This window comes from Arthrobacter tecti (assembly GCF_054511355.1).
Window position 1 is genome coordinate 484,886 of sequence record NZ_JBTNCT010000001.1, and the last position, 20,607, is coordinate 505,492.

Below are 20,607 nucleotides of genomic sequence, written 5' to 3' on the forward strand. Positions count from 1 at the left end.
CGTCGACGCGCCGTCAGGACGGCAGGATCACGCCGATCGGCTCACGCTTCTCTGCCTGGAAACGATCCTCCGTCCGGCCGGCAGCCCAATAACCCGAGAGCGACAACTGGTCCTTGCCCAGTCCCCGCTCCTTCAGGAAGACATCTCGCAACGCCTTCATAGACTCCCGCTCGCCATGTGCAAAGACCTGAACCCGCCCGACGGGCCACTCGTACGATTTCACCGCCGAAGCGAGCAGCGTCTTCGTCAAATCGTCCCGCTTCCCCCGCTCAACCCACACCACATCCACGCCGGAGGGCTTCTGTAAGTTGATCACATCGTCAGGACCACCAGCCTCGAGGAACGCGACCCCGACAGCTTCCGCGGGCAACGCCTCCAGCGCGGCCGCGATCGCAGGAAGCGCTGATTCATCGCCGGCAAATAGATGCCAATCCGCCGTTGTATCCGGTGAGTAGGCCCCCCCAGGCCCCATCAGCGCGATGCGCTCCCCCGGCTGAACCCGCGCAGCCCACGGACCGGCAAGGCCCTCATCTCCATGGACAACGAAGTCGATGTCCAGAATGCGTTCAGTGTGGTTAACCCGCCTCACGGTGTAGGTGCGCGTAACCGGTACATCCTCAGGCGGAAGTTGTGCGCGAAGGGCCGCGAGGTCGTAGGGAGGTTCGAGAGCGAGCTCGGGCCTGGCAAACAGCAGCTTCACGTAGCTATCAGTCACCGCTTTGGGTTCGAAGGTGTCGAATCCGGCGCCGCCCAACGTAATACGCGCAAGATGCGGGGTTACCCAAGCGCGGCGTATCACCTCGAAGACGTGCTGAGGACGAGCCGGCCGGGGCTGAGCGTTATTCATATTCCAAATTTCTCATGTCGAGGCCCCTCAAGCGGCATTCAGGTGACCCGGCCGCGGGATTCAGCGTAGGGTCAAACGGTGTGCCCGACCACAAGGAAGGACTATCCACGGTGCCGTTTGTACTGTCCCGCCTGATCCGCCGACTTGGTCGCGCCCACACCTGGGGATTGCCCGCGCTCATCATCGTCACAGTCTTCCTCACGAGTTGGCCATTGATGATCTGGGCAGAGCCCTCCTCCAACACCATCACGGCTGTCGAGAACTATTGGTGGTGGTTCATGGTCACGGCGTCGACTGTCGGGTACGGCGACTTCTTTCCCACCACCGTCGGTGGGCACCTTGTCGGCGTCTACGTCATCATCGGAGGCATCGTCACACTGACGACCCTCTTCACCAGGATCGCTTCGGCGATCGACAATGCGAAGGGACAACGCATGAAGGGTCAGTTGGATCTGAACCTCTCGGACCACTTGGTGATCGTCGGTTATACCGCCGGACGTACCGAACGCCTGGTCCGCGAGATAACTGCCGATGAAACGCACCCGGTTGCGCTGTGCGTGTGGGAAGACGTGCAGCAGAATCCGATGCCCGAACAGCCGGATCTCGGATTCGTCCGCGGTGACCTGTCAGAGGAAAGCGTGTTGCGACGCGCAGGTGTGCACCGCGCCGCACGGATACTCATCGATGCCCGGGACGACAATGAAGCATTGGCGCTCACCGTCGCGGTGACCCACGTGAACCCAGACGCGCACACCGTCGTGACCCTCCGCGATATGAGCCGTGCCCGCAACTTCTCCTACGTCGACGACGACGTCCGCTGCGTCCAGTGGCACTCGCCCCGTTTGGCGACTGAAGAGTTGCAGGACCCGGGCATCGCTATTGTCTACGCAGACCTCATGAGCCACGGCGGACGCAACACCTACAGCACGCCTTTACCTGGAACGCCTTCGAGTATTCGTTTCGGAGAGGTCCAGGCAGCCTTGGGACGGACTTTCACCACCACGGTGCTGGCCGTTCAGCACGAAGGATCGGTCATCAACCCCGGCTGGGACACTCAGCTTCCGGCGGATTCCGTGCTGTACTACGTGGGAGAGCGCCGTCTCTCGTCGAAGGAAATCGAACAAGCGATTACAGCGTGAGCACACCCGGATTCGGGTAACCGACACAGAAAAGCCGCTCGCATCCGGACTATTTCCCGGTGCTGAGCGGCTTTCATCTGTCGGGATGACAGGATTTGAACCTGCGACCCCTTGACCCCCAGTCAAGTGCGCTACCAAGCTGCGCCACATCCCGATCGGCCCGGACATTTCCGTCCGAACCACCTGAAGAATCCTATCCTATCCGTACCATGAGGCACGAACCGGGACCCTCCAAAAAAGCTACTTCTTGCGCCCACGCTTCTCGCGGACCCGCATCGAAACCTCAATCGGCGTCCCCTCGAAACCGAACGTTTCACGGAGCCGGCGCGTGATGAACCGTCGGTACCCGGGATCCAGGAACCCCGTGGTGAACAGCACAAAGCGCGGTGGTCGCGAAGACGCCTGCGTCCCGAACAGGATCCGGGGCTGCTTACCGCCACGTACCGGGTGAGGGTAGGCCGCCACCAGTTCCCCGAGGAAGGCGTTCAGCTTGCCGGTGGGGATGCGCTTGTCCCAGGACTCAAGCGCCCGGTCCAGCGCCGGCACCAGACGGTCCCTGTGCCACCCGGTCTTTGCGGAGATGTTCACCCGCGGAGCCCACTCGACGTGCGCCAGGTCCTGCTCGATCTCGCGTTCCAGGTACCGGCGGCGTTCGTCGTCGAGCAGGTCCCACTTATTGAAAGCGAGAACCAACGCCCTGCCGGATTCGATGGCCAGATTCAGGATGCGGACGTCCTGCTCGCTCAGCACCTCATCGACCGCCAGCAGCACCACGGCCACCTCGGCCTTCTCGAGGGCCGATTGCGTACGCAGCGAAGCGTAGAAGTCAGCACCCTGCTGCATGTGAACGCGGCGCCGGATGCCCGCCGTGTCAACGAAGCGCCATACCCGGGCGCCGAGCTCGATCATCTCGTCCACCGGGTCACGCGTGGTGCCGGCAAGCGGGTCCACAACAACGCGTTCGGTACCGGCCAGCTTGTTCAGCAGGGAAGACTTGCCGACATTCGGACGTCCGATTAACGCCACGCGGCGCGGACCGCCGGACCGCTCCAGCCCCCCGTGCTCGGAGAACTCCGGCATCACCTCGACTGCCTTGTCCAGCATGTCTGCCGTTCCACGGCCATGCAGTGCCGAAACCGGCATCGGCTCCCCAAAACCGAGGGACCAGAGGGCCGCAGCGTCGGCCTCGTTCTGAATGTCATCGACCTTGTTGGCCACGAGGATGACAGGCTTTTTCTTGCGGCGCAGCATCCGGACTACGGCTTCGTCAGTCGCCGTGGCGCCCACGGTCGCATCGACCACCAATAACACGGCATCGGCGAGGTCGACGGCGGCCTCCGCCTGATCGGCCACGCGGGCGTGGATTCCGCGGGCGTCGTGTTCCCAACCACCCGTATCCACCAGCGTGAAGTTGGAGCCGTTCCACGTCGCCGAGTACATGACCCGGTCGCGTGTGACGCCCGGGGTGTCCTCCACAACTGCTTCGCGGCGGCCGAGGATACGGTTCACGAGGGTAGACTTGCCAACATTCGGACGGCCGACGATTGCGAGCACGGGATCGAGCCGCACGGAGGCTTCGTCGTCGTAATCTCCCAACTCCTGCGCGAGGAGGGCCGCATCTTCGTCGTCGAGCTCGTACTCGGCCAGCCCGGCGCGCAGCGACTCGGCGCGGCGCTCGGCCTCCGCCTCATCCAGGGCGTGGGTGTGCTCGGCAACGGAGTCGTCGCCTGTCGGCTCGTACTCTTCGTCAAGCCCGGTCTGGTTCTCGCTCATGATCGCGATCCTTCGTCCTTATTGGTGTGCAACGGTGCTGACAACCTCCAGCACCGCCGTCACTGTCTGCTCAAAATCCAGGTCCGATGAGTCAACGGTTACCACACCATCGGCTGCCTGCTGAAAGTTCACCACTGATGAGTCCTTCGCATCGCGCACCAGTACCTGCTGCTTCAACTGCGCGGCAGTCTGTGTTCCGCCCAACTGGACCCCGCGGCGTCGCAGCCGCGCTTCTTCGGACGCCGTCAGCAGGATCCGGACCTCTGCTTCGGGCGCGACGACTGTGGTGATGTCCCGGCCCTCCACGACAATCCGGTGGTGCGAGTCGGCGATGATCTGGCGCTGCCTGCGGATCAACTCGCTGCGCGCACCGAGGGTGGTTGCGACGGCGCTTACCGCCCCGGATACGTGTGGCTCGCGGATCGCGTCCGTGACATCGATGCCGCTGACCAGCACCGATTCGGTGTCCGGCCGGGTGCTGATCACAAGGTCAAGTTCGCGGGCTGCCCGCTCCACAGTGCCGGCGTCGGCGAAATCGATGCCCTTCTCCAGGCAGTGCAGAGTGACCGCGCGGTACATCGCACCGGTATCGAGGTACGCAGCATGCAAGCGGCGGGCGGTCTCCCGGCTGACACTGGACTTGCCGGAGCCCGAAGGCCCGTCGATGGCCACGACCAGCGATTTGCCCAGTCGAAAATACTCAAGAGTTCCAGTCACTGGACCACCTTCCATCCACGGCTCGTCAGGAAATCGGTGAGCTCATGGCGCTTGCCGGGCAGCACCGAAACCTCTGCCATCCCTACCTGCCGTCCGGGCGAGTGCTCAAGCCGAAGGTCCTCAAGGTTGATGCCGGTGTCCCCGATTTCAGTCAGCAACCGCGCGATCTGGCCGGGCACGTCATCCACCAGAACGGTGAGCTTCGCGAATGCCTCAGGCGGGGTGCCGTGCTTCCCGGGAATCCGCGCCTGACCGATATTGCCCTCGGACATCAGTTGCGCCATATCCAGCCGCGCGCCTTCGCCCAGCGGATTCTCCAGCGTGCCGATCAGCCGGTTCAGATCCTCACGGACACCGTACAGAATCTCCACCAGGCGCCCGGCGTTGGCGGACAGGATCTGCACCCACAGCCGGGGATCGCTCGCCGCGATCCGCGTCACGTCGCGCAGCCCGTTACCGGCCAGCGACAGCGCGTGAGCCGGCGTGTCCTGCAACCTGCTGGCGAGCAGCGAAGAGAGCACCTGCGGCAGATGCGAGATCACCGCCACCGACTGATCGTGCTCCTCGGCCGACATTCGCGCTACGACCGCCCCGAGGTCAATCGCCAGCGCCTCGGCGATACGGACGGACTGAGGCGCACTTTCTGCGGCCGCGCAAATCACCCACGGCATGGAGGTAAACAGCTCAGCCCGCGCAGCCACCGGCCCGGACTTCTCCCGCCCTGCCATCGGGTGCGTGCCCACATAACGCGAGAGGGCGTCGTCGTCGGACTCCTTGCGCACTTCGGCAAGCACAGCGTCCTTGACGCTGGCAATATCGACGACGACGGCGGCCGGGTAGGTTGCGAGGGCGTCCAGGACCAGCGTGCCGGTCACATCCGGAGGTGCGGCAACGACAACCAGTTCAGGGGCAAAACCAAGCCCGGCCTCTGCGATCGTGCGCCCGGCGCCGATGTCCTGTGCAACGGCCTGGGTGGACGGCGAAATGTCGGAGAGTACGACGTCGATACCCCGACGGCGCAGACCCAGTCCGATACTTGTGCCCAACAGACCCGTCCCGATGACCAGCACCGGCCCGGACAGATGGGTGCCGCCGTTATTGACTACGGTCATCGCCTACAGCTCCACAGCGGCCAGGAGGTGCCCAACTTCCTGACGGCCAAGTACGCGGATGCTGCCCTGACGCTGATCGCCGACCCGGATGGGGCCGAACTGGGTGCGGACAAGCCGCTCCACGGGGTGCCCGATGGCGTCGAATAACCTGCGGACTACGCGGTTGCGGCCGGAGTGCAGCACTACCTCCACCAGCACGTGGCCCGGGGTTGAGTCCACAAGCCGGAAGGAGTCAACCTTCGCAATGCCGTCCTCAAGCTCGATGCCTTCCTTCATCTGGGCGCCGAGTCCGTGTGCCATGGGACCGCGGACCTGCACGAGGTAGGTCTTCGGCACCTCGAAGGAAGGGTGGGTGAGGCGGTTGGTCAGTTCGCCGTCGTTGGTCAGCAGCAGCAGGCCCTCGGTTGCGACGTCGAGACGGCCGACATGGAAGAGGCGCTCGCCCTTGCGGTTCTTCAGGAAATCAGTGATGCACGGGCGGCCGTCGGGGTCTTCCATCGTGGAAACAACGCCCTTGGGCTTGTTGAATGCGTAGTAGACCATGGTCTCGTTGAGCTGGAGACGAATGCCGTCCACATGGATAGCCGCTTTCTCAGGGTCCACGCGCACGCCGAGGTCAGTGACAATGCTTCCGTCCACCTCAACGCGGCCCTCGCGGATCATGTCCTCGCATACGCGGCGGGATGCGACGCCGGCGGAGGCCATGACCTTTTGAAGGCGGACACCATCCGGATCGTGGACATCCAGCCGGTCAACGGGAGGCGCCTTGGGCCGGCGGGGACGGTGCACGGGGCCAAGACTGCGGCCGAACCGTTCCTTCGCGAACGGAGCCGAGCCCTTCTGACCGGTTCCAGCCGTGCCCTTCTGCCCCTTGCCCGCAGCCTTCGGCGCGCCTTTCCCACTGGCCGTTCCCTTGCCGGCACGCCCGGTCTTCGCGTCATCCCGGTTTTGCCCGGTCTTCCCCGATGGGTCCTGGGCACTGTTACGGCCGGCGCGGTTCCTTCCGGATCCGGAGCGGGGCGCCTGTGTCATTGAAAATCCTTAGCTGTGGTTAGTATGTGGTCTCGTCGAAGTCCTGCAGGTTCTCAAGACCGGGCAAATGCGGTGAAAGCTTCGGCAGATCAGCCACGGTGCCGATACCCAATCTTTCCAGAAAAAGCGGCGTGGTCCCGTAGAGCACGGCGCCGGTCTCCGGATCATTGGCGACATCAACGATCAGCCCCCGCTGAACGAGTGTCCGCACCACGCCGTCCACGTTCACTCCACGGATAGCCGACACCCGCGAACGCGATACCGGCTGCCGGTATGCAATCACCGCGAGGGTCTCGAGGGCTGCCTGCGAAAGACGCGCACTCTGGCCTTCCAGGACAAAGCGTCCGACGACGGCGGCGAAGTCGCCGCGCGTGAAAAACCGCCATCCGCCTGCGACATTTCGAAGCTCAATACCCCGGCGTCGTGGTGATCCGGTATCTGGACCTTGATTAGTATAGCCGTCATACTCCGCCCGCAGCGCTTCGAGGGCCTCCCGGACCTCAGCGACCGGCACCTCCAGAGCCGCGGCCAGCTGGATTTCGGTCACCGGCTCCTCGACGACGAGGAGGACCGCTTCCACCGCTGCCGGGACCCCGCCGGGCAGGGAGCCGACATCCACAGCACCGGCGCCCAGGACTGCTTCCTCCGTCTGCTCACTCACGTGCTTCTCCTTTCTCTAGATTCGCAGCAACCGGCAACTTGTCCTGCGTAGGCACATCCACGTCGTACTCCTCGCTGATGCTCAACGCGTCCCATTCCCGCTCGCCGGCGGACCAGCGCACGGTCAGCTCCCCCAGCGGCGCTGCCTGATCCAGCGTGATGACCGTATCGCGGAACATCTCCAGGAGTGCCAGAAAGCGCGCTACCACCACCAGCAGGGAGTCCGCGTCTGCAGTGAGCTGACGAAATGACAGCGTTCCATGCTCCTGCAGCCGGTGCCCGAGGATGTCCGCCTGCTCACGTACGCTCACCGCCGGAGCGTGCAGGTGCCCGATGCCCACTTCCGTAGGGGCAGGCTCACGCGGTTCAAGCGCCTTGGCAGCGAGCGCAGCAAAGTCCGGCGGAGACATTCGCCATGAGAGTTCCGGCATCATTGCCGCATACTCGGGTTCCAGTGCCACATCGCGGGGGAAACGCTTGCTTTCCTCGACGAGCCGCTCCCCCAGGAAGCGCGCGATTTCCTTGAAGGCCTTGTACTGCAGGAGCCTGGCAAACAGCAGGTCGCGGGCCTCAAGGAGCGCGATGTCCTCTTCGTCCTCTACTTCACCGGATGGCAGCAGCCGCGCGGCCTTCAGGTCCAGCAGGGTGGCGGCGATGACGAGGAACTCGCTCGCTTCATCAAGTGAAAAATCATCCCCGGCCGCACTGAGCGCACGAATATACCCGATGAATTCGTCCGTGACCCTGGCGAGGGCAATCTCGGTGATATCCAGTTCATGCTTCGAGATCAGGCTCAGCAGCAGGTCGAAGGGCCCACTGAAGTTATCGAGCCGGACTTCGAAGCGGACGGTTCCGGCGGCCTCGGGCGTGAGGGAGGAGGCGCCGTCGTCGTTGGCTTCCTGCACCATTGGCAGGGGTGGCCCCGCTAGGGAGCGCCGCCGCGCGAGATGAGTTCACGCGCAAGGTTCCGGTATGCGTCAGCCCCCGCATGGTTGCCCGCATAGGAGGTGATCGGTTCCGCGGCGACCGTGGCGTCAGCAAACTTGATGGTGCGCTTGATGACCGTCTGGAACACCTTGTCGCCGAACGCCTCAACCAGGCGGGCGATGACCTCGCGGCTGTGAAGGGTCCGCGCGTCATACATCGTGGCCAGCACGCCATCCACATGGAGGCGCGGGTTGAGGCGGTCCTGGACCTTTTCGATCGTCTCGACCAGAAGGGCTACGGCACGGAGCGCGAAGAACTCGCAGATCAGCGGGATGATGACGCCGTGCGCCGCAGTGAGTGCGTTGACGGTCAGCAGGCCGAGGGACGGCTGGCAATCGATCAGGATGACGTCGTAGTTGTCCTCGACCTTGCGCAGTGCACGGTCCAGGACCTGCTCGCGGGCTACCTCGTTGACCAGCTGCACTTCGGCTGCGGAGAGATCGATGTTGGCCGGCAGCAAATCGATATTCTCGACGCCGGTTCGCTGGATAGCATCCTCGATATTGACTTTGCGGTCCATGAGGACGTTGTAGACGGTGACGTCCAGCTCATGCGGGTTGGTGCCGAGCCCTGCGGAGAGCGCGCCTTGCGGATCGAAATCGACCAGGAGGACGCGGCGGCCGGCTTCGGCGAGCGCAGCTCCGAGGTTGATGGTGGAGGTGGTCTTGCCAACGCCACCCTTCTGGTTCACCATCGCTATAACGCGCGCGGGTCCGTGCGAGGCCAGGACCGGCGGCTCGGGAAATTCGGTGATCGGACGTCCGGTGGGGCCAATCTCTGAGTCGGTTGCGTCCTTCAGAGTTGTGGAACCCTGTTCGCTACTCACGTATCTATCCACGCTTCCGTCTAGTGCTTGTCCAGTAACAAGTTACTGCTCGCTTGCTTCACCACGTTACAACCGCTGCCACACTGAGCCGTGGAAATACCGGAGTCACGGTGCGCGAGCCTTGAGTCTCAAGTTGAGGTTCAAGCTTCCGCGGATTAAAGCAATCGACTCCCCAATAGGTGACTGTTTGACTGCTGTAACGGTCACCTATTGGAGAGTCGATGCGTGCCTTCTAACGGGTTGCGCCTACGCGCTCTCCCTCGCGCCCTTCGAGGTGCGCTTCGGCGACGTCGGTCTTCGTCTCGGCGCCGTCTTCAGCGGTGTCCGCATGGGCGTCCTCGAAGTGTCCGGCGCTCATGGTCGACTCGTCGAACGGGAGGCGTCCTGCGAGCACCTCGTCCACCTGGCCACGCTCAATCTCCTTGGTCCAGGTACCGATCAGAAGGGTGGCGACGGCGTTGCCGGTGAAGTTGGTCAGTGCGCGTGCTTCGGACATGAAGCGGTCAATGCCAACAATCAGTCCCACACCGTCCACCAGGTCCGGCCGGTGCGACTGCAGTCCGCCTGCCAGCGTGGCCAGGCCTGCACCGGTGACGCCGGCTGCGCCCTTCGAAGCAATAATCATGAAGATCAGCAGCGAGATCTGCTCGCCGAGGGCAAGCGGTGTGCCGAGGGCTGATGCAACGAATAGTGAGGCCATCGTCAGGTAGATCGCGGTGCCGTCCAGGTTGAAGGAGTATCCGGTGGGAACCGTGACGCCGACAACCGGCTTGGAGACACCCAGATGCTCCATCTTTGCAATCAGGCGGGGCAGCGCTGCCTCGGAAGACGAGGTTGAGAAGATCAGCAGGTACTCTCTACCGAGGTACTTCATCAGCTTGAAGATGTTGACGCCGGTGACGAGCTTCAGCAGCCCGCCCAGGATCACAACAATGAAGATGATGCATGTGACGTAGAACGCGGCCATCAGAGTGAACATGCTCACGATCGCCTGGACCCCGGTTTCCCCGACGACGGCGGCAATCGCACCGAACGCTCCGATGGGCGCCAGCCACATGACCATGATGAGGATCCGGAAGACCAGGGCCTGGATGTGCCCGATACCGCGGAGAACCGGCCTGCCTGCAGGTCCCATCTTCTGAAGCGCGAAACCGACCAGCAGCGCGACGAAGAGAGTCTGCAGGATGCTGGTTCCGGTCAGCGAGCTCAGCAGCGTGTCAGGGATGATGCCGAGCAGGAAGTCAACGGTGCCCTCGGACTCGGCAAGCTGGGAGTCGTCATAGGTTGCTCCGGAGATATCCAGGCCTGCGCCCGGCTGGACGATGTTGCCCACCACGAGGCCAATGCCGAGCGCGAAGGTCGACATGAGCATGAAGTAGCCAAGTGCGAGGCCGCCGACTTTACCGACGGTCGCCGCCTTGGCGATCGAGCCGATGCCGAGCACGATGGTGCAGAAGATGATCGGCGCGATCATCATTTTGATCAGGCCGATGAAGGCCGTGCCGATCGGCTTCAGTGAGACGGCAACCTCGGGTGCCACGAGGCCCACGATGGCGCCAAGAATGACGGCCGCGATGACCGCAATGTAGAGCGTGTGGGTCTTGTCCACTCTCTTGCGGGGTTTGGCTGCTGCTGAGGCAGCCTGTGCTGGCGTCTTCGCCATTGTGCAACTCCTTATGCTGGTAGGCGGCCCTTTGGCCGGGTCGCTACCTATCGTGCGGCGTTACAGTGATGTGGGTCACCATTGCGTTCATACTGTTCGCCGGGGCCGATAAGCCGAGGCGTCGACGGATGAAAGGAGCGTGAGGATGAAGAGGTGGAGTCTTGCCCGTCAATTCTTCGTGGGGCAGCTCGTCTTCGTTCTGGCGTTGACCTCGACAATCTCCTGGGTCCTCTACCTCGATGCCGAGGAGAACACGTTCGACGCGGCCTCGCAGCGGATGCTCGATGTAGCGACGACCTTCGCCAATGATCCGTTCGTCCTGAACGCCGTGCAGAGCACCAATCCGAGCGCACTGCTACAGCCCTACGCGACCCAGGTCATGGATGAACTGGGCGTGGACTTCGTAACGATCATGGATACCGACCGCACCCGCTACACGCACCGCAACGAAAGTGAGATCGGCGGGGAGTACATCGGCTCGGTCGATCAGGCGCTCGCCGGCGACTCGCATGTGGAAGTCTTCACGGGGACTTTGGGCCCGTCGGTCCGGGCCATCGTTCCCGTCCTAACGAACGACGACGACGTCACGGCCCTCGTCTCGGCCGGCGTGACCGTGGATACCGTGTCCATTGCCCGTAATGCGCAGCTTCCCCTGGTCTGGCTCATTGCCCTTGGCGCGTTGACGGCGGGCACGATCGTGTCACTGCTGCTCAGCCGTCACCTGCGCCGGGCAACGCTAGGCCTCGGGACGGAACAGCTTTCGCGCATGTTCGTGTTCTACGACTCTGTGCTCCACTCCGTCCGGGACGGGCTGGTTCTGACAAACCCGCGGGGTGAACTGGTGCTGTACAACGATCAGGCAGCGTCCCTGCTCAATCTCCCGCCTGCCGTTCCCGGCCACCCGAGGCACGCCGCCGGCGTCGGGCTGCCGCCGTCCATCAGTGACCTGCTCACGAGCGGGCGCCGTGCGAGCGGGGAGTTCCACGTCACGGACGACCGCGTGCTGGTGGTCAACCAGGAGCCCGCAATCCCGGACACCGGTGCCAAACCGCTGGGTACGGTGACCACCATCCGTGATCACACCGAACTTGAGGCGCTGTCCGATGAGGTCCAGACCATGCGCACCTTGACCGGCGCCCTGCGCGCCCAGACGCACGAGCATGCGAACCGGCTACACACAATCGTCTCCCTGATCGAGTTGGACCGCCGCGCGGAAGCCCTCGAGTTCGCGACGAAGGACCTGGAGCAGTCTCAGCAGCTCACCGATGAGGTGGTGGCTGCGATCGATGAGCCGTTCATTACCGCCCTGCTCGTCGGCAAAGCCGCCCAGGCGAACGAGCGCGGCCTGCGCCTGACCATTGACGTTGCCGGGAGGCTGGAAACCCAGGGCATGGATCCCAGGGACCTGGTCACCATCATCGGGAACCTGCTGGACAACGCGTTCGACGCCGCAGCCTCCTCGCAGAACCGCGCAGTCACGCTGTCCATCCGGGCCGCGGCGGATAAACCCGACATGATCATCATTGAGGTAGCCGACAGCGGGGCGGGCCTGACCGATGCCGAGCAGGAAGAGATCTTCACCCTTGGCTTCAGTTCCAAGGGCGCTGCGGGCGCTCGCGGGCTGGGGCTCGCGCTGGTCCGGCAGGCGGTAAACAGGCTGGGCGGCACCGTCCGGATAGCCAACGACGACGGCGCCCGCTTCACGGTGAGCCTGCCCACCGCAGGATCGAACGGACGGAAGGCTGACGCCCATGGTTGAGAAGCTGACGCCCATGGTTGAGAACGCAGAGGAACTCCCCATCCGGGTGCTCGTCGTCGAAGACGATCCAATCGCCGCCGAGGCCCATGCGCTGTACGTCCAGCGCCTCACCGGCTTCGAGCTTGCCGGCACGGCAGGTACCGGTTCGGAGGCGCTGGCCATGCTGCGCCGGGGCCGGGAGCCGGGTGCCGGCGTCGTCGGTGGTATTGATTTGGTGCTGCTCGACATGAACCTGCCCGACTTGCACGGGCTGGACATCATTCGCCGGATCCGGGGCTCAGGCAGTGCCGTCGACGTCATTGCGATCACCGCGGTGCGGGACCTTGCCGTGGTCCGGTCGGCAATCTCCTCAGGCATTGTGCAGTACCTGATCAAGCCGTTCACCTACTCGGCGTTCAGCGAGAAACTGGGCAACTACCGGCAGTTCCGGGACAGTCTCCACGCGCAGGCGTCGTCGACCACCCAGTCGGAAGTCGACAACGCCCTTGCGGCACTGCGGCCGCCCTCGCAGGGTAGCCTTCCGAAGGGGCTTTCCGACGAGACGCTGCGCGCCGTCGTGTCCTTCCTCTCCTCAGCGAAAGAACCGGTGTCAGCCGTGGAGGTGGCGTCCTCATTGGAGCTGTCCCGCGTAACGGCGCGCCGGTATCTTGAGTACCTGGCCGACAGCGGGTCCGCACGGCGCATGCCGCGGTATGGAACCCGGGGCCGGCCTGAGCTTGAATACACCTGGAGCCGCTAGCGCTCGTCCACCTTCGCCGGCAGTCCGAACGCCGGAAACAGCTCCGGGTAGAGGAAGTTGTGGTGGCCGACTATTTTGCCCTCGCGCGTTTCGATGACCTGGATGGCGAAGGGCTCCCACAGGCCGGGCTCAACGAAGTGGTAGGCGCCGAATCCCGCGGTGCCGTTCACCATCACAGACAGCAGCCTGCTGTCCTTGCAGACGATTCCCTTGCCCAGGAACCAGGCCGCGCAGTTCTCCGGCCCGCTGAGCCACAGGTTGAACGGAGGCATGGACAGGACGGCGTCATCACGTAGTAGCGACACCAGTCGGTCAATGTCGTAGGTCTCGAAGGCCTCGACGTACTGTTCGAGCAGAACCGTGTGCCGACTGTCCATAGTGGACATCAACGACGGCCCGCGCCGGGCTGCCAGCGTCTTCCGTGCGCGCTGCAGCGCGCTGTTTACGGCCGCCACCGTCTGTTCCAGGAGGGCTGCGGCCTCACTGGCTTTCCACGCCAGCACCTCGCACAGGATAAGGACCGAGCGTTGCAGGGGCGGCAGGTGCTGCAGCGCCGCCACGAAAGCGAGCCGGATGGATTCCTTTGCGAGCGCGACGTCGGCCGGATCGGCCGTCAGATCGATGACCAACCCGTCCGCGATCGGCTGCACGAAGACACTCTCCGGCAACGGTGCGCCCAGCACGGCTTCGGACGTGGGTGTTGACGGCCCGAGCTCCATCGGGCGCGCGCGCCGCTGCGGGCTGCGCAACATGTCGATGCATACGTTGTGGGCGATCCTGTAGAGCCACGTCCGTGTGGAGGAGCGTCCGCCGAATGAGTCCCAGCCGTTCCACGCCTTGATCATGGTCTCCTGGACCGCGTCTTCCGCTTCCGATCCGGAGCCCAGCATGCGGTAGCAGTAACCGGTCAGTTCCCGCCGGTAGGTTTCAAGGTCCTGCTCGACCGACGCGACCGGCTTTTCCACCCGCTCCGGGTCCATCGTGGAGTGCATGAATCCGAGCGTAGTGGCACTTCATGGAAAGTTCGCAGGAATTTTGTGACTGAACCGATGATTTTTCGCGAGAGGCGCCGTCTACTGGGTAAGCGAGCATCCACGCCGCCGGAAACCCGTTAGAAGGAGAGCACAGTGACCAGCGTATTCATCAACCTCCCCGTGAAGGACCTGCAGAAGTCGAAGGACTTCTACACCAGCTTCGGTTGGACGCTGAACCCGGCGTTCAGCGACGACAATGCAGGATCCATCGTGGTGAGCGAGAACATCTACATCATGATCCTGACCCACGACCACTACCGGCAGTTCACCGACAAGGAGATCGCCGACACCACGACGACGTCGGCGGTGCTGAATGCAATCAACGTCGACTCCCCCGAAGAGATCGACGAGCTCGTCGAAAAGGCACTGGCGGCCGGCGGCACCGAGGGCAAGCCTCAGGACTACGGCTTCATGCGCTCCCGCACCTTCGCGGACCCGGACGGCCACTCCTGGGAGATCCTCTGGATGGATCCGATCGCGCAGACCGGGGACTGGGCGGCTGTGCAGGAGAAGTACCCGCAGGACGCCTGATCACAGGCAGGCACCAACGACGACGGCGGCACTCACCTGTGTGCCGTCGTCGTCGTGGTTGCATGATGGCATCGTGAATGTATACAGCAAGCCGCGCGCGTCCCCTCGAAGCAGCGGCGCCATTGCCCTTATGAGCCTGTTCTGTATACATTGGGGGTGTGCAGGAGTCCAGAGCAGGGTCAGCGCGAGCGAGTGATCGCGCCTACGAAACCCTTCGGTCGGACATCATCGAGTGGCGTCTGAGTCCCGGCACCGTCCTCGGGGAACTCGAGCAGTCCGCAAGGCTCGGCGTATCCCGAACCCCGCTGCGTGAAGCCCTCTCGCGGTTGACCGCGGAAGGCTTGACGGCCGCTCACCGGGGCCGCGGCGTCGTTGTAAGTGACGTTTCTTTGGAGAAGATTTCGGAACTGTTCGCCGTTCGAATCTCACTTGACTGCACGGCTGCAGTTCTCGCCGCAAAGCGAGGGGATCAGGATGTTTTCAACACACTGACGACCAAGTTTGAGTCGGCTCCGGCGCTGATCGGGAGCTCCTCCAGCGAACAACACGAGTACTACAAGCTGGTTGCTGAACTCGATACGGCCATTGACACAGCGGCCGCGAATCCCTACCTGGTGCAGGCTCAGAAGCAACTTCGCACGCACCTGTCACGTGTGCGCCGGCTCGCCAGGGACGACGCCGCCCGCCTGCTCGCCTCAGCGACCGAACATGCGCAGATCGCCCGCTCGATCGCCCAGGGCAACGCCGATCTCGCCTCAGCATCCACCAAAGTACATCTCCATAACAGCCTCCAGTACCTGCTGGCTGCCCGGATCGACCCTGGATCCACAACCCGAGAGGAAACCGCCTATGGTTGAGCACCACCAAGTCCGTGTCCACCGCAGCGACGAGAACCTGCCCCGTACCGGCCAGCTCGCCTGGAAGATCGCTGAGGTAGCGGCCGACCCCGTTGGCGTCGACGTAGATGTCACCGACATGGTGATTAACAGGATCATCGACAATGCTTCCGTGGCAGTTGCCTCACTGAACCGTGCGCCGATCATCGCCGCCCGCGCACAGGCGGGAAGCCATGCGGTTTCGGCCAACGGACGCGGCGCCGCCGTCTTCGGGATCGATGAGAAGTCAAGTCCTGAGTGGGCCGCCTGGGCCAACGGAGTGGCGGTCCGGGAACTGGACTACCACGACACTTTCCTCGCCGCCGATTATTCACACCCCGGCGACAATATCCCCGCCATCCTCGCGGTGGCCCAGCACACCGGGGCCTCGGGTGCAGACCTGCTGCGCGGCATCGCCACCGGCTACGAGATCCAGGTGGACCTCGTCAAGGCAATCTGCCTGCACAAGCATAAGATCGACCACGTCGCCCACCTGGGCCCGTCCGCGGCAGCCGGCATTGGTACGCTGCTTGGTCTCGACGTCGAAACCATTTTCCAGGCGGTTGGCCAGGCCCTGCATACGACGACGGCAACCCGGCAGTCGCGCAAGGGCGAGATTTCCACGTGGAAGGCGCACGCCCCCGCCTTCGCCGGCAAGATGGCCATTGAAGCCGTAGACCGGGCGATGCGCGGCCAGACCTCCCCCACCCCGATCTACGAGGGTGAGGACGGAGTCATCGCCTGGATGCTGGACGGTCCGGACGCCCAGTACGAAGTGCCGCTGCCTGCGGCCGGCGAAGCGAAGCGCGCCATCCTGGACACCTACACCAAGGAACATTCCGCGGAGTACCAGGCACAAGCCTGGATCGACCTTGCCCGGCGCCTCCACGGCTCCCATCCGGAGGTCACGGATCCGGAAAAGGTCAGCAGCATCCGGATCCACACCTCACACCACACCCATTACGTGATCGGATCCGGTGCCAACGACCCGCAGAAGTATGATCCGACTGCATCCCGGGAAACGCTCGACCACTCGATCCCCTACATCTTCACCGTCGCACTCCAGGACGGGGCATGGCATCACGTGGACTCCTACACACCTGTTCGCGCAGGCCGGCCTGACACCGTCGAGTTGTGGCGGAAGGTCACCACCGTGGAGGACGCCGAATGGACCCGGCGCTACCACTCACTCGACATCAGCGAGAAGGCGTTCGGGGGTCGCGTGGAAATCACGCTGACCGACGGCACTGTGGTCACGGACGAGATCGCGGTCGCCGACGCACACCCGCTGGGAGCCCGCCCGTTCGCCCGCGAACAGTACATTGCCAAGCTGAGGACGCTCGCCGCCGGAGTCGTCGACGATTCCGAGGTGGAGCGCTTCCTCGACGTAGTGCAGCGCCTCCCACACCTCGCGCCCGGCGAGCTCGACCAGCTGAACCTGACGGCGGCCGCCGGAGTCCTGACGGCCGAGGCACCGAAGGGGCTGTTCTAGATGCTGTATTCCTCGGTCACGCCCGGGCAGAAGCGGGAGGTCCTGCAGGCCGGACTTCGCAGCGGCCGGATCCAGCAGTTCCCCGGTGCGTTCAACCCGCTATCGGCGCGCCTGATCGAAGACAAGGGCTTCGATGGCGTCTACATCTCCGGTGCGGTGCTCGCCAACGATCTCGGCCTGCCCGATATTGGGTTGACCACTCTCACAGAGGTGGCAACCCGGGCCGGGCAGATCGCCCGCATGACCGATCTACCCGCCCTCGTCGACGCTGACACAGGCTTCGGCGAGCCCATGAACGTAGCGCGGTCCGTGCAGGAGCTTGAGAACGCCGGTCTCGCCGGCTGCCACATCGAAGATCAGTTCAACCCGAAGCGTTGCGGGCACCTCGATGGGAAGAACGTGGTCGATGTCGATACCGCCGCAAAGCGCATACGTGCCGCTGCGGATGCACGGCGGGACGCCAACTTCCTGATCATGGCTAGAACGGACATCCGCGGTACGGATACGCTCGCGGCCGCCCAGGACCGTGCCAAGGCTCTGGTTGATGCGGGAGCAGACGCCATTTTCCCCGAAGCCATGCGCGACCTGTCAGAATTCGAGGCCATCCGCAGCGCCGTCGACGTGCCGATCCTGGCGAACATGACCGAGTTCGGCAAGAGCGAGCTGTTCACCCTGACTGAGCTGGAGTCGGCCGGGGTGAACATGGTGATTTACCCCGTTACCCTCCTGCGTAGTGCGATGGGGGCGGCGGAGCGTACGCTGGAGACGATCAAGGCCGACGGCACCCAAAAGGCCGCGGTCGGCTCGATGCAGACCCGCGCCCGGCTCTATGAGCTGGTCGATTACGAGGCGTACAACCGGTTCGATGCCTCGGTGTTCAACTTCAAGGTGCCTGGCGGGCACTGACCCACGCACCTCCCATACCTCATCTGCACAGACCAAGGAGACCCAGGCATGACAGAAACCCAAATCCACAAGGGCCTCGCGGGCGTCACCGTGGACACCACGTCGGTGTCCAAGGTCAATCCGGAGTCGAACTCCCTTCTCTACCGGGGTTATCCGGTGCAGGAGCTGGCCGCCGAAGTCAGCTTCGAGAACGTCGCCTGGCTTCTGTGGCACGGTGAATTGCCCACTGAGACGGAAGCGAAAAGCTTCCGGACGTTTGAACGCTCCCACCGCGCGCTTGCAGACAACGTCAAAGCGGCCATTGACCTGCTGCCCCTGACCTGCCATCCGATGGACGTCGGCCGAACCGCCGTGTCCGTGCTGGGCGCCAACCACCCCAAGGCGGAGGACTCCTCCCCCGAGGCGGAATTGGAGAAGGCGACTGAGCTGTTTGCCGCGTTCCCCGCCGTCGTCGCCTATGACCAGCGCCGCCGGCGCGGCCTCGACGCGGTGGGCCCGCGTGAGGATTTGGGCTACGCCGCGAATTTCCTCTGGATGACGTTTGGCGAGGAGGCTGCTCCGGAGGTCGTGGACGCGTTCAACACGTCCATGATTCTGTATGCCGAGCACTCATTCAATGCCTCCACCTTCACGGCAAGGGTCATCACCTCCACACTTGCGGACCTGCACTCGGCCGTCACCGGAGCGATCGGGGCCTTGAAAGGGCCCCTGCACGGTGGGGCGAACGAGGCCGTGATGCATACGTTCGAGGAGATCGGCATCCGCGAGGACGAGTCCACCCAGGAAGCCGCTGCACGTGCCAAGGCCTGGATGGACGATGCGCTGGCGCAGAAGAAGAAGGTCATGGGCTTCGGCCACCGCGTGTACAAGAGCGGTGACTCCAGGGTGCCGACCATGAAGGCTGCACTGGACGACATGATCAAGCACTATGGCCGCCCGGAGATTCTCGGACTCTACGAGGGCCTCGAGACAGCGATGCAGGAGGCCAAAGGCATCAAGCCGAACCTTGACTATCCCGCCGGTCCCACCTACCACCTCATGGGATTCGATACCGAAATGTTCACTCCGCTCTTCATCGCCGCCAGGATCACCGGGTGGACCGCCCACATCATGGAACAGCGGGCTTCGAACTCATTGATTCGTCCGTTGAGCGCCTATGAAGGACAGGACGAGCGCCACCTCTCATAACCAGGACCGAACCTGTCCTCAATGAACGGTCCAATCCCTTCGGCGCTTTGCTTTGAAAGGTAGGGTTCCCGACATGAATATCATTCTGGTTCCCGGGTTCTGGTTGGACGCTTCATCGTGGTCGGAGGTCACGCCGCCGCTCATTGAGGCAGGGCACGCCGTGCATCCGTTGACATTACCTGGCCTCGAGGGGCAGGACGCCCCGCGCGCAGGCATCGGGCTGCGGACACATATCGATGCGGTGGTCTCCGTTGTGGACGGCATCGACGGTCAGGTGGTGCTCGTGGGGCATTCAGGCGGTGGCGCGATCATCCACGGAGTTGTGGATGCACGTCCGGACCGCGTGGTCCGGGCCGTTTACGTGGACAGCGGCCCGCTTGGCGAAGGCGGCGTCATCAACGACGAACTTCCCGCTGACGGCGAAGAGATTCCGCTGCCGCCGTGGGACGTGTTCGATGATGCAGACCTGACTGATCTTGACGACGCGCTGCGGAAGGACTTCCGACAGCGGGCCATTCCCCAGCCGCGCGGAGTTGCCTGCGATCAGCAGACACTCCGCAACGAACGCCGCTACGATGTTCCCGCTACTGTCATCGCATGCGAATTTCCTTCGGCAATGCTGGTGGAATGGATCGCTCAGGACCACCCCTACGTGGCTGAACTCGGGCGCATCCGGGACGTCGAGTACATGGACCTTCCCACGGGACACTGGCCCCAGTTCACCAAACCCGTCGAGCTCGGAGCTGCGATTCTAACGGCGGTGGAACGAAACGGATAAACCTAGGCGGTGTGCTCTCCGAAGACCGCCGTGCGTACGGTCTCGTTGTCGGAGTTGAGGGTAACGGTGACGTCCAGCGGTTCACCGCGCAGTACGTGCCCCAGCCAACGCTGGGCGTCCTCCCACATTCCCTCCCAGGGAACAGCCCCCACCGGATACCACGCGGGGTCGATTTCCTCGCTGGGCGCTGCTTCCCGGGAGAATCGATCAGCGGTGAAGATGACCGCGTCCATGTCCAGCAGCGGATCCGAGGGAAATCTCCAACGCACGCGCCCGAGCTCTTTCACATCAGCTACACCAACGACGACGCCGGCCTCCTCCGCTGCCTCACGCACCGCTGCTTCGGCGGGCGTTTCACCGGATTCGATGCCGCCACCCAGCGCCACAATCCGTCCGGTGCCAAAGCCCGAGCGTTTGAGGCCGAGCAGCACTTCGCGTCCTGTCTTCGATTCGCGGAACAGGAAACAGAGCGCAACGCGGCGAGGGGCCATGCTTCCTGAGTGTAGTGCGATCTGCACCGCTAGCGGTCGCCGTCGGCAGGCCGCCGGA

20 protein-coding genes and 1 tRNA gene are annotated in these 20,607 nt (G+C 63.7%); 9 read left to right on the forward strand and 12 right to left on the reverse strand.

Annotated features, from left to right (window positions below; all coding sequences use genetic code 11):
• Positions 1-13: 13 nt before the first annotated feature.
• Positions 14-847, reverse strand: a complete 834-nt coding sequence (locus ACX80C_RS02190) for a siderophore-interacting protein (RefSeq protein ID WP_459324576.1) — start codon at positions 845-847, stop codon at positions 14-16.
• Positions 848-927: 80 nt separating this feature from the next.
• Between ACX80C_RS02190 and ACX80C_RS02195 the strand changes: the two genes are divergently transcribed.
• Positions 928-1,986 (forward strand): ion channel, encoded by a 1,059-nt coding sequence (locus ACX80C_RS02195; RefSeq protein WP_459324577.1) that lies wholly within the window; start codon positions 928-930, stop codon positions 1,984-1,986.
• 80 nt (positions 1,987-2,066) lie between these two features.
• Here the strand turns inward: ACX80C_RS02195 and ACX80C_RS02200 are convergent.
• The 9 genes from ACX80C_RS02200 to ACX80C_RS02240 all read right to left on the reverse strand — a co-directional run bounded on the left by ACX80C_RS02200 (position 2,067) and on the right by ACX80C_RS02240 (position 10,756).
• Positions 2,067-2,140 (reverse strand) — tRNA-Pro (locus tag ACX80C_RS02200).
• Positions 2,141-2,226: 86 nt separating this feature from the next.
• Positions 2,227-3,759 carry a ribosome biogenesis GTPase Der gene (der, locus tag ACX80C_RS02205; RefSeq protein WP_459324578.1) on the reverse strand — a complete coding sequence of 511 codons (1,533 nt, stop codon included), beginning with the start codon at positions 3,757-3,759 and terminating at the stop codon, positions 2,227-2,229.
• 18 nt (positions 3,760-3,777) lie between these two features.
• A complete protein-coding gene (gene cmk / locus ACX80C_RS02210; RefSeq protein ID WP_459324579.1) occupies positions 3,778-4,476 on the reverse strand; it encodes a (d)CMP kinase in 699 nt (232 codons plus the stop codon).
• Positions 4,473-5,588 carry a prephenate dehydrogenase gene (locus ACX80C_RS02215; protein WP_459324580.1) on the reverse strand — a complete coding sequence of 372 codons (1,116 nt, stop codon included), beginning with the start codon at positions 5,586-5,588 and terminating at the stop codon, positions 4,473-4,475. The genes cmk and ACX80C_RS02215 overlap by 4 nt, the downstream gene beginning before the upstream one ends.
• 3 nt (positions 5,589-5,591) lie before the next feature.
• Complete coding sequence (locus ACX80C_RS02220) at positions 5,592-6,620, reverse strand: pseudouridine synthase (protein WP_459324581.1); 1,029 nt, start codon at positions 6,618-6,620, stop codon at positions 5,592-5,594.
• Between the two features lie 19 nt (positions 6,621-6,639).
• Positions 6,640-7,281, reverse strand: a complete 642-nt coding sequence (gene scpB, locus ACX80C_RS02225) for an SMC-Scp complex subunit ScpB (RefSeq protein WP_459324582.1) — start codon at positions 7,279-7,281, stop codon at positions 6,640-6,642.
• A complete protein-coding gene (locus ACX80C_RS02230) occupies positions 7,274-8,188 on the reverse strand; it encodes a segregation and condensation protein A (RefSeq protein ID WP_459324583.1) in 915 nt (304 codons plus the stop codon). Before ACX80C_RS02230 ends, scpB begins: the two co-directional genes overlap by 8 nt.
• A gap of 17 nt (positions 8,189-8,205) precedes the next feature.
• The gene (locus ACX80C_RS02235; protein WP_459324584.1) at positions 8,206-9,093 is read right to left on the reverse strand and encodes a ParA family protein; all 888 of its coding nucleotides are present in this window, start codon (positions 9,091-9,093) and stop codon (positions 8,206-8,208) included.
• Between the two features lie 232 nt (positions 9,094-9,325).
• Positions 9,326-10,756 (reverse strand): cation:dicarboxylate symporter family transporter, encoded by a 1,431-nt coding sequence (locus ACX80C_RS02240; protein WP_459324585.1) that lies wholly within the window; start codon positions 10,754-10,756, stop codon positions 9,326-9,328.
• Positions 10,757-10,901: 145 nt separating this feature from the next.
• On the opposite strand from ACX80C_RS02240, the gene ACX80C_RS02245 reads away from it, so the two are divergent.
• The gene (locus ACX80C_RS02245; RefSeq protein WP_459324586.1) at positions 10,902-12,515 is read left to right on the forward strand and encodes a sensor histidine kinase; all 1,614 of its coding nucleotides are present in this window, start codon (positions 10,902-10,904) and stop codon (positions 12,513-12,515) included.
• On the forward strand, positions 12,508-13,254 hold the full coding sequence (locus tag ACX80C_RS02250; protein ID WP_459324587.1) for a response regulator: 747 nt from the start codon (positions 12,508-12,510) through the stop codon (positions 13,252-13,254). The genes ACX80C_RS02245 and ACX80C_RS02250 overlap by 8 nt, the downstream gene beginning before the upstream one ends.
• Here the strand turns inward: ACX80C_RS02250 and ACX80C_RS02255 are convergent.
• A complete protein-coding gene (locus tag ACX80C_RS02255; protein WP_459324588.1) occupies positions 13,251-14,246 on the reverse strand; it encodes a sigma-70 family RNA polymerase sigma factor in 996 nt (331 codons plus the stop codon). The two genes, ACX80C_RS02250 and ACX80C_RS02255, sit on opposite strands and share 4 nt — an antisense overlap.
• Before the next feature lie 135 nt (positions 14,247-14,381).
• On the opposite strand from ACX80C_RS02255, the gene ACX80C_RS02260 reads away from it, so the two are divergent.
• From ACX80C_RS02260 to ACX80C_RS02285, 6 genes are all read left to right on the forward strand, one after another.
• Positions 14,382-14,819: a VOC family protein gene (locus ACX80C_RS02260; protein ID WP_459324589.1), complete on the forward strand. Its 438-nt coding sequence runs from the start codon at positions 14,382-14,384 to the stop codon at positions 14,817-14,819.
• A 158-nt stretch (positions 14,820-14,977) separates the two neighbouring features.
• Positions 14,978-15,676, forward strand: coding sequence for a GntR family transcriptional regulator (locus ACX80C_RS02265; protein WP_459324590.1), 699 nt, complete (start codon positions 14,978-14,980; stop codon positions 15,674-15,676).
• Positions 15,669-17,186 (forward strand): MmgE/PrpD family protein, encoded by a 1,518-nt coding sequence (locus tag ACX80C_RS02270; RefSeq protein ID WP_459324591.1) that lies wholly within the window; start codon positions 15,669-15,671, stop codon positions 17,184-17,186. Before ACX80C_RS02265 ends, ACX80C_RS02270 begins: the two co-directional genes overlap by 8 nt.
• Positions 17,187-18,092: a methylisocitrate lyase gene (gene prpB / locus ACX80C_RS02275; protein ID WP_459324592.1), complete on the forward strand. Its 906-nt coding sequence runs from the start codon at positions 17,187-17,189 to the stop codon at positions 18,090-18,092.
• A 48-nt stretch (positions 18,093-18,140) separates the two neighbouring features.
• Positions 18,141-19,280 (forward strand): bifunctional 2-methylcitrate synthase/citrate synthase, encoded by a 1,140-nt coding sequence (locus tag ACX80C_RS02280; protein WP_167992311.1) that lies wholly within the window; start codon positions 18,141-18,143, stop codon positions 19,278-19,280.
• Between the two features lie 73 nt (positions 19,281-19,353).
• Entirely contained in the window at positions 19,354-20,058 is a 705-nt protein-coding gene (locus tag ACX80C_RS02285; protein ID WP_459324593.1) for an alpha/beta fold hydrolase, read from the forward strand.
• Positions 20,059-20,060: 2 nt separating this feature from the next.
• Here ACX80C_RS02285 and ACX80C_RS02290 read toward each other — a convergent pair whose 3' ends face one another.
• Positions 20,061-20,549, reverse strand: a complete 489-nt coding sequence (locus tag ACX80C_RS02290) for an NUDIX domain-containing protein (protein WP_459324594.1) — start codon at positions 20,547-20,549, stop codon at positions 20,061-20,063.
• Between the last annotated feature and the right edge of the window lie 58 nt (positions 20,550-20,607).

What these genes read in the sequence shown, in the direction of transcription:
- ACX80C_RS02250 (WP_459324587.1), top strand. Translation starts at nt 12,508, where the DNA reads ATGGTTGAGAAGCTGACGCCCATGGTTGAGAACGCAGAGGAACTCCCC.
- ACX80C_RS02190 (WP_459324576.1), bottom strand. Translation starts at nt 847, where the DNA reads ATGAATAACGCTCAGCCCCGGCCGGCTCGTCCTCAGCACGTCTTCGAG.
- ACX80C_RS02280 (WP_167992311.1), top strand. Translation starts at nt 18,141, where the DNA reads ATGACAGAAACCCAAATCCACAAGGGCCTCGCGGGCGTCACCGTGGAC.
- ACX80C_RS02245 (WP_459324586.1), top strand. Translation starts at nt 10,902, where the DNA reads ATGAAGAGGTGGAGTCTTGCCCGTCAATTCTTCGTGGGGCAGCTCGTC.
- ACX80C_RS02255 (WP_459324588.1), bottom strand. Translation starts at nt 14,246, where the DNA reads ATGCACTCCACGATGGACCCGGAGCGGGTGGAAAAGCCGGTCGCGTCG.
- ACX80C_RS02285 (WP_459324593.1), top strand. Translation starts at nt 19,354, where the DNA reads ATGAATATCATTCTGGTTCCCGGGTTCTGGTTGGACGCTTCATCGTGG.
- ACX80C_RS02215 (WP_459324580.1), bottom strand. Translation starts at nt 5,588, where the DNA reads ATGACCGTAGTCAATAACGGCGGCACCCATCTGTCCGGGCCGGTGCTG.
- ACX80C_RS02230 (WP_459324583.1), bottom strand. Translation starts at nt 8,188, where the DNA reads ATGGTGCAGGAAGCCAACGACGACGGCGCCTCCTCCCTCACGCCCGAG.
- ACX80C_RS02220 (WP_459324581.1), bottom strand. Translation starts at nt 6,620, where the DNA reads ATGACACAGGCGCCCCGCTCCGGATCCGGAAGGAACCGCGCCGGCCGT.
- der (WP_459324578.1), bottom strand. Translation starts at nt 3,759, where the DNA reads ATGAGCGAGAACCAGACCGGGCTTGACGAAGAGTACGAGCCGACAGGC.
- ACX80C_RS02270 (WP_459324591.1), top strand. Translation starts at nt 15,669, where the DNA reads ATGGTTGAGCACCACCAAGTCCGTGTCCACCGCAGCGACGAGAACCTG.
- ACX80C_RS02290 (WP_459324594.1), bottom strand. Translation starts at nt 20,549, where the DNA reads ATGGCCCCTCGCCGCGTTGCGCTCTGTTTCCTGTTCCGCGAATCGAAG.
- prpB (WP_459324592.1), top strand. Translation starts at nt 17,187, where the DNA reads ATGCTGTATTCCTCGGTCACGCCCGGGCAGAAGCGGGAGGTCCTGCAG.
- ACX80C_RS02240 (WP_459324585.1), bottom strand. Translation starts at nt 10,756, where the DNA reads ATGGCGAAGACGCCAGCACAGGCTGCCTCAGCAGCAGCCAAACCCCGC.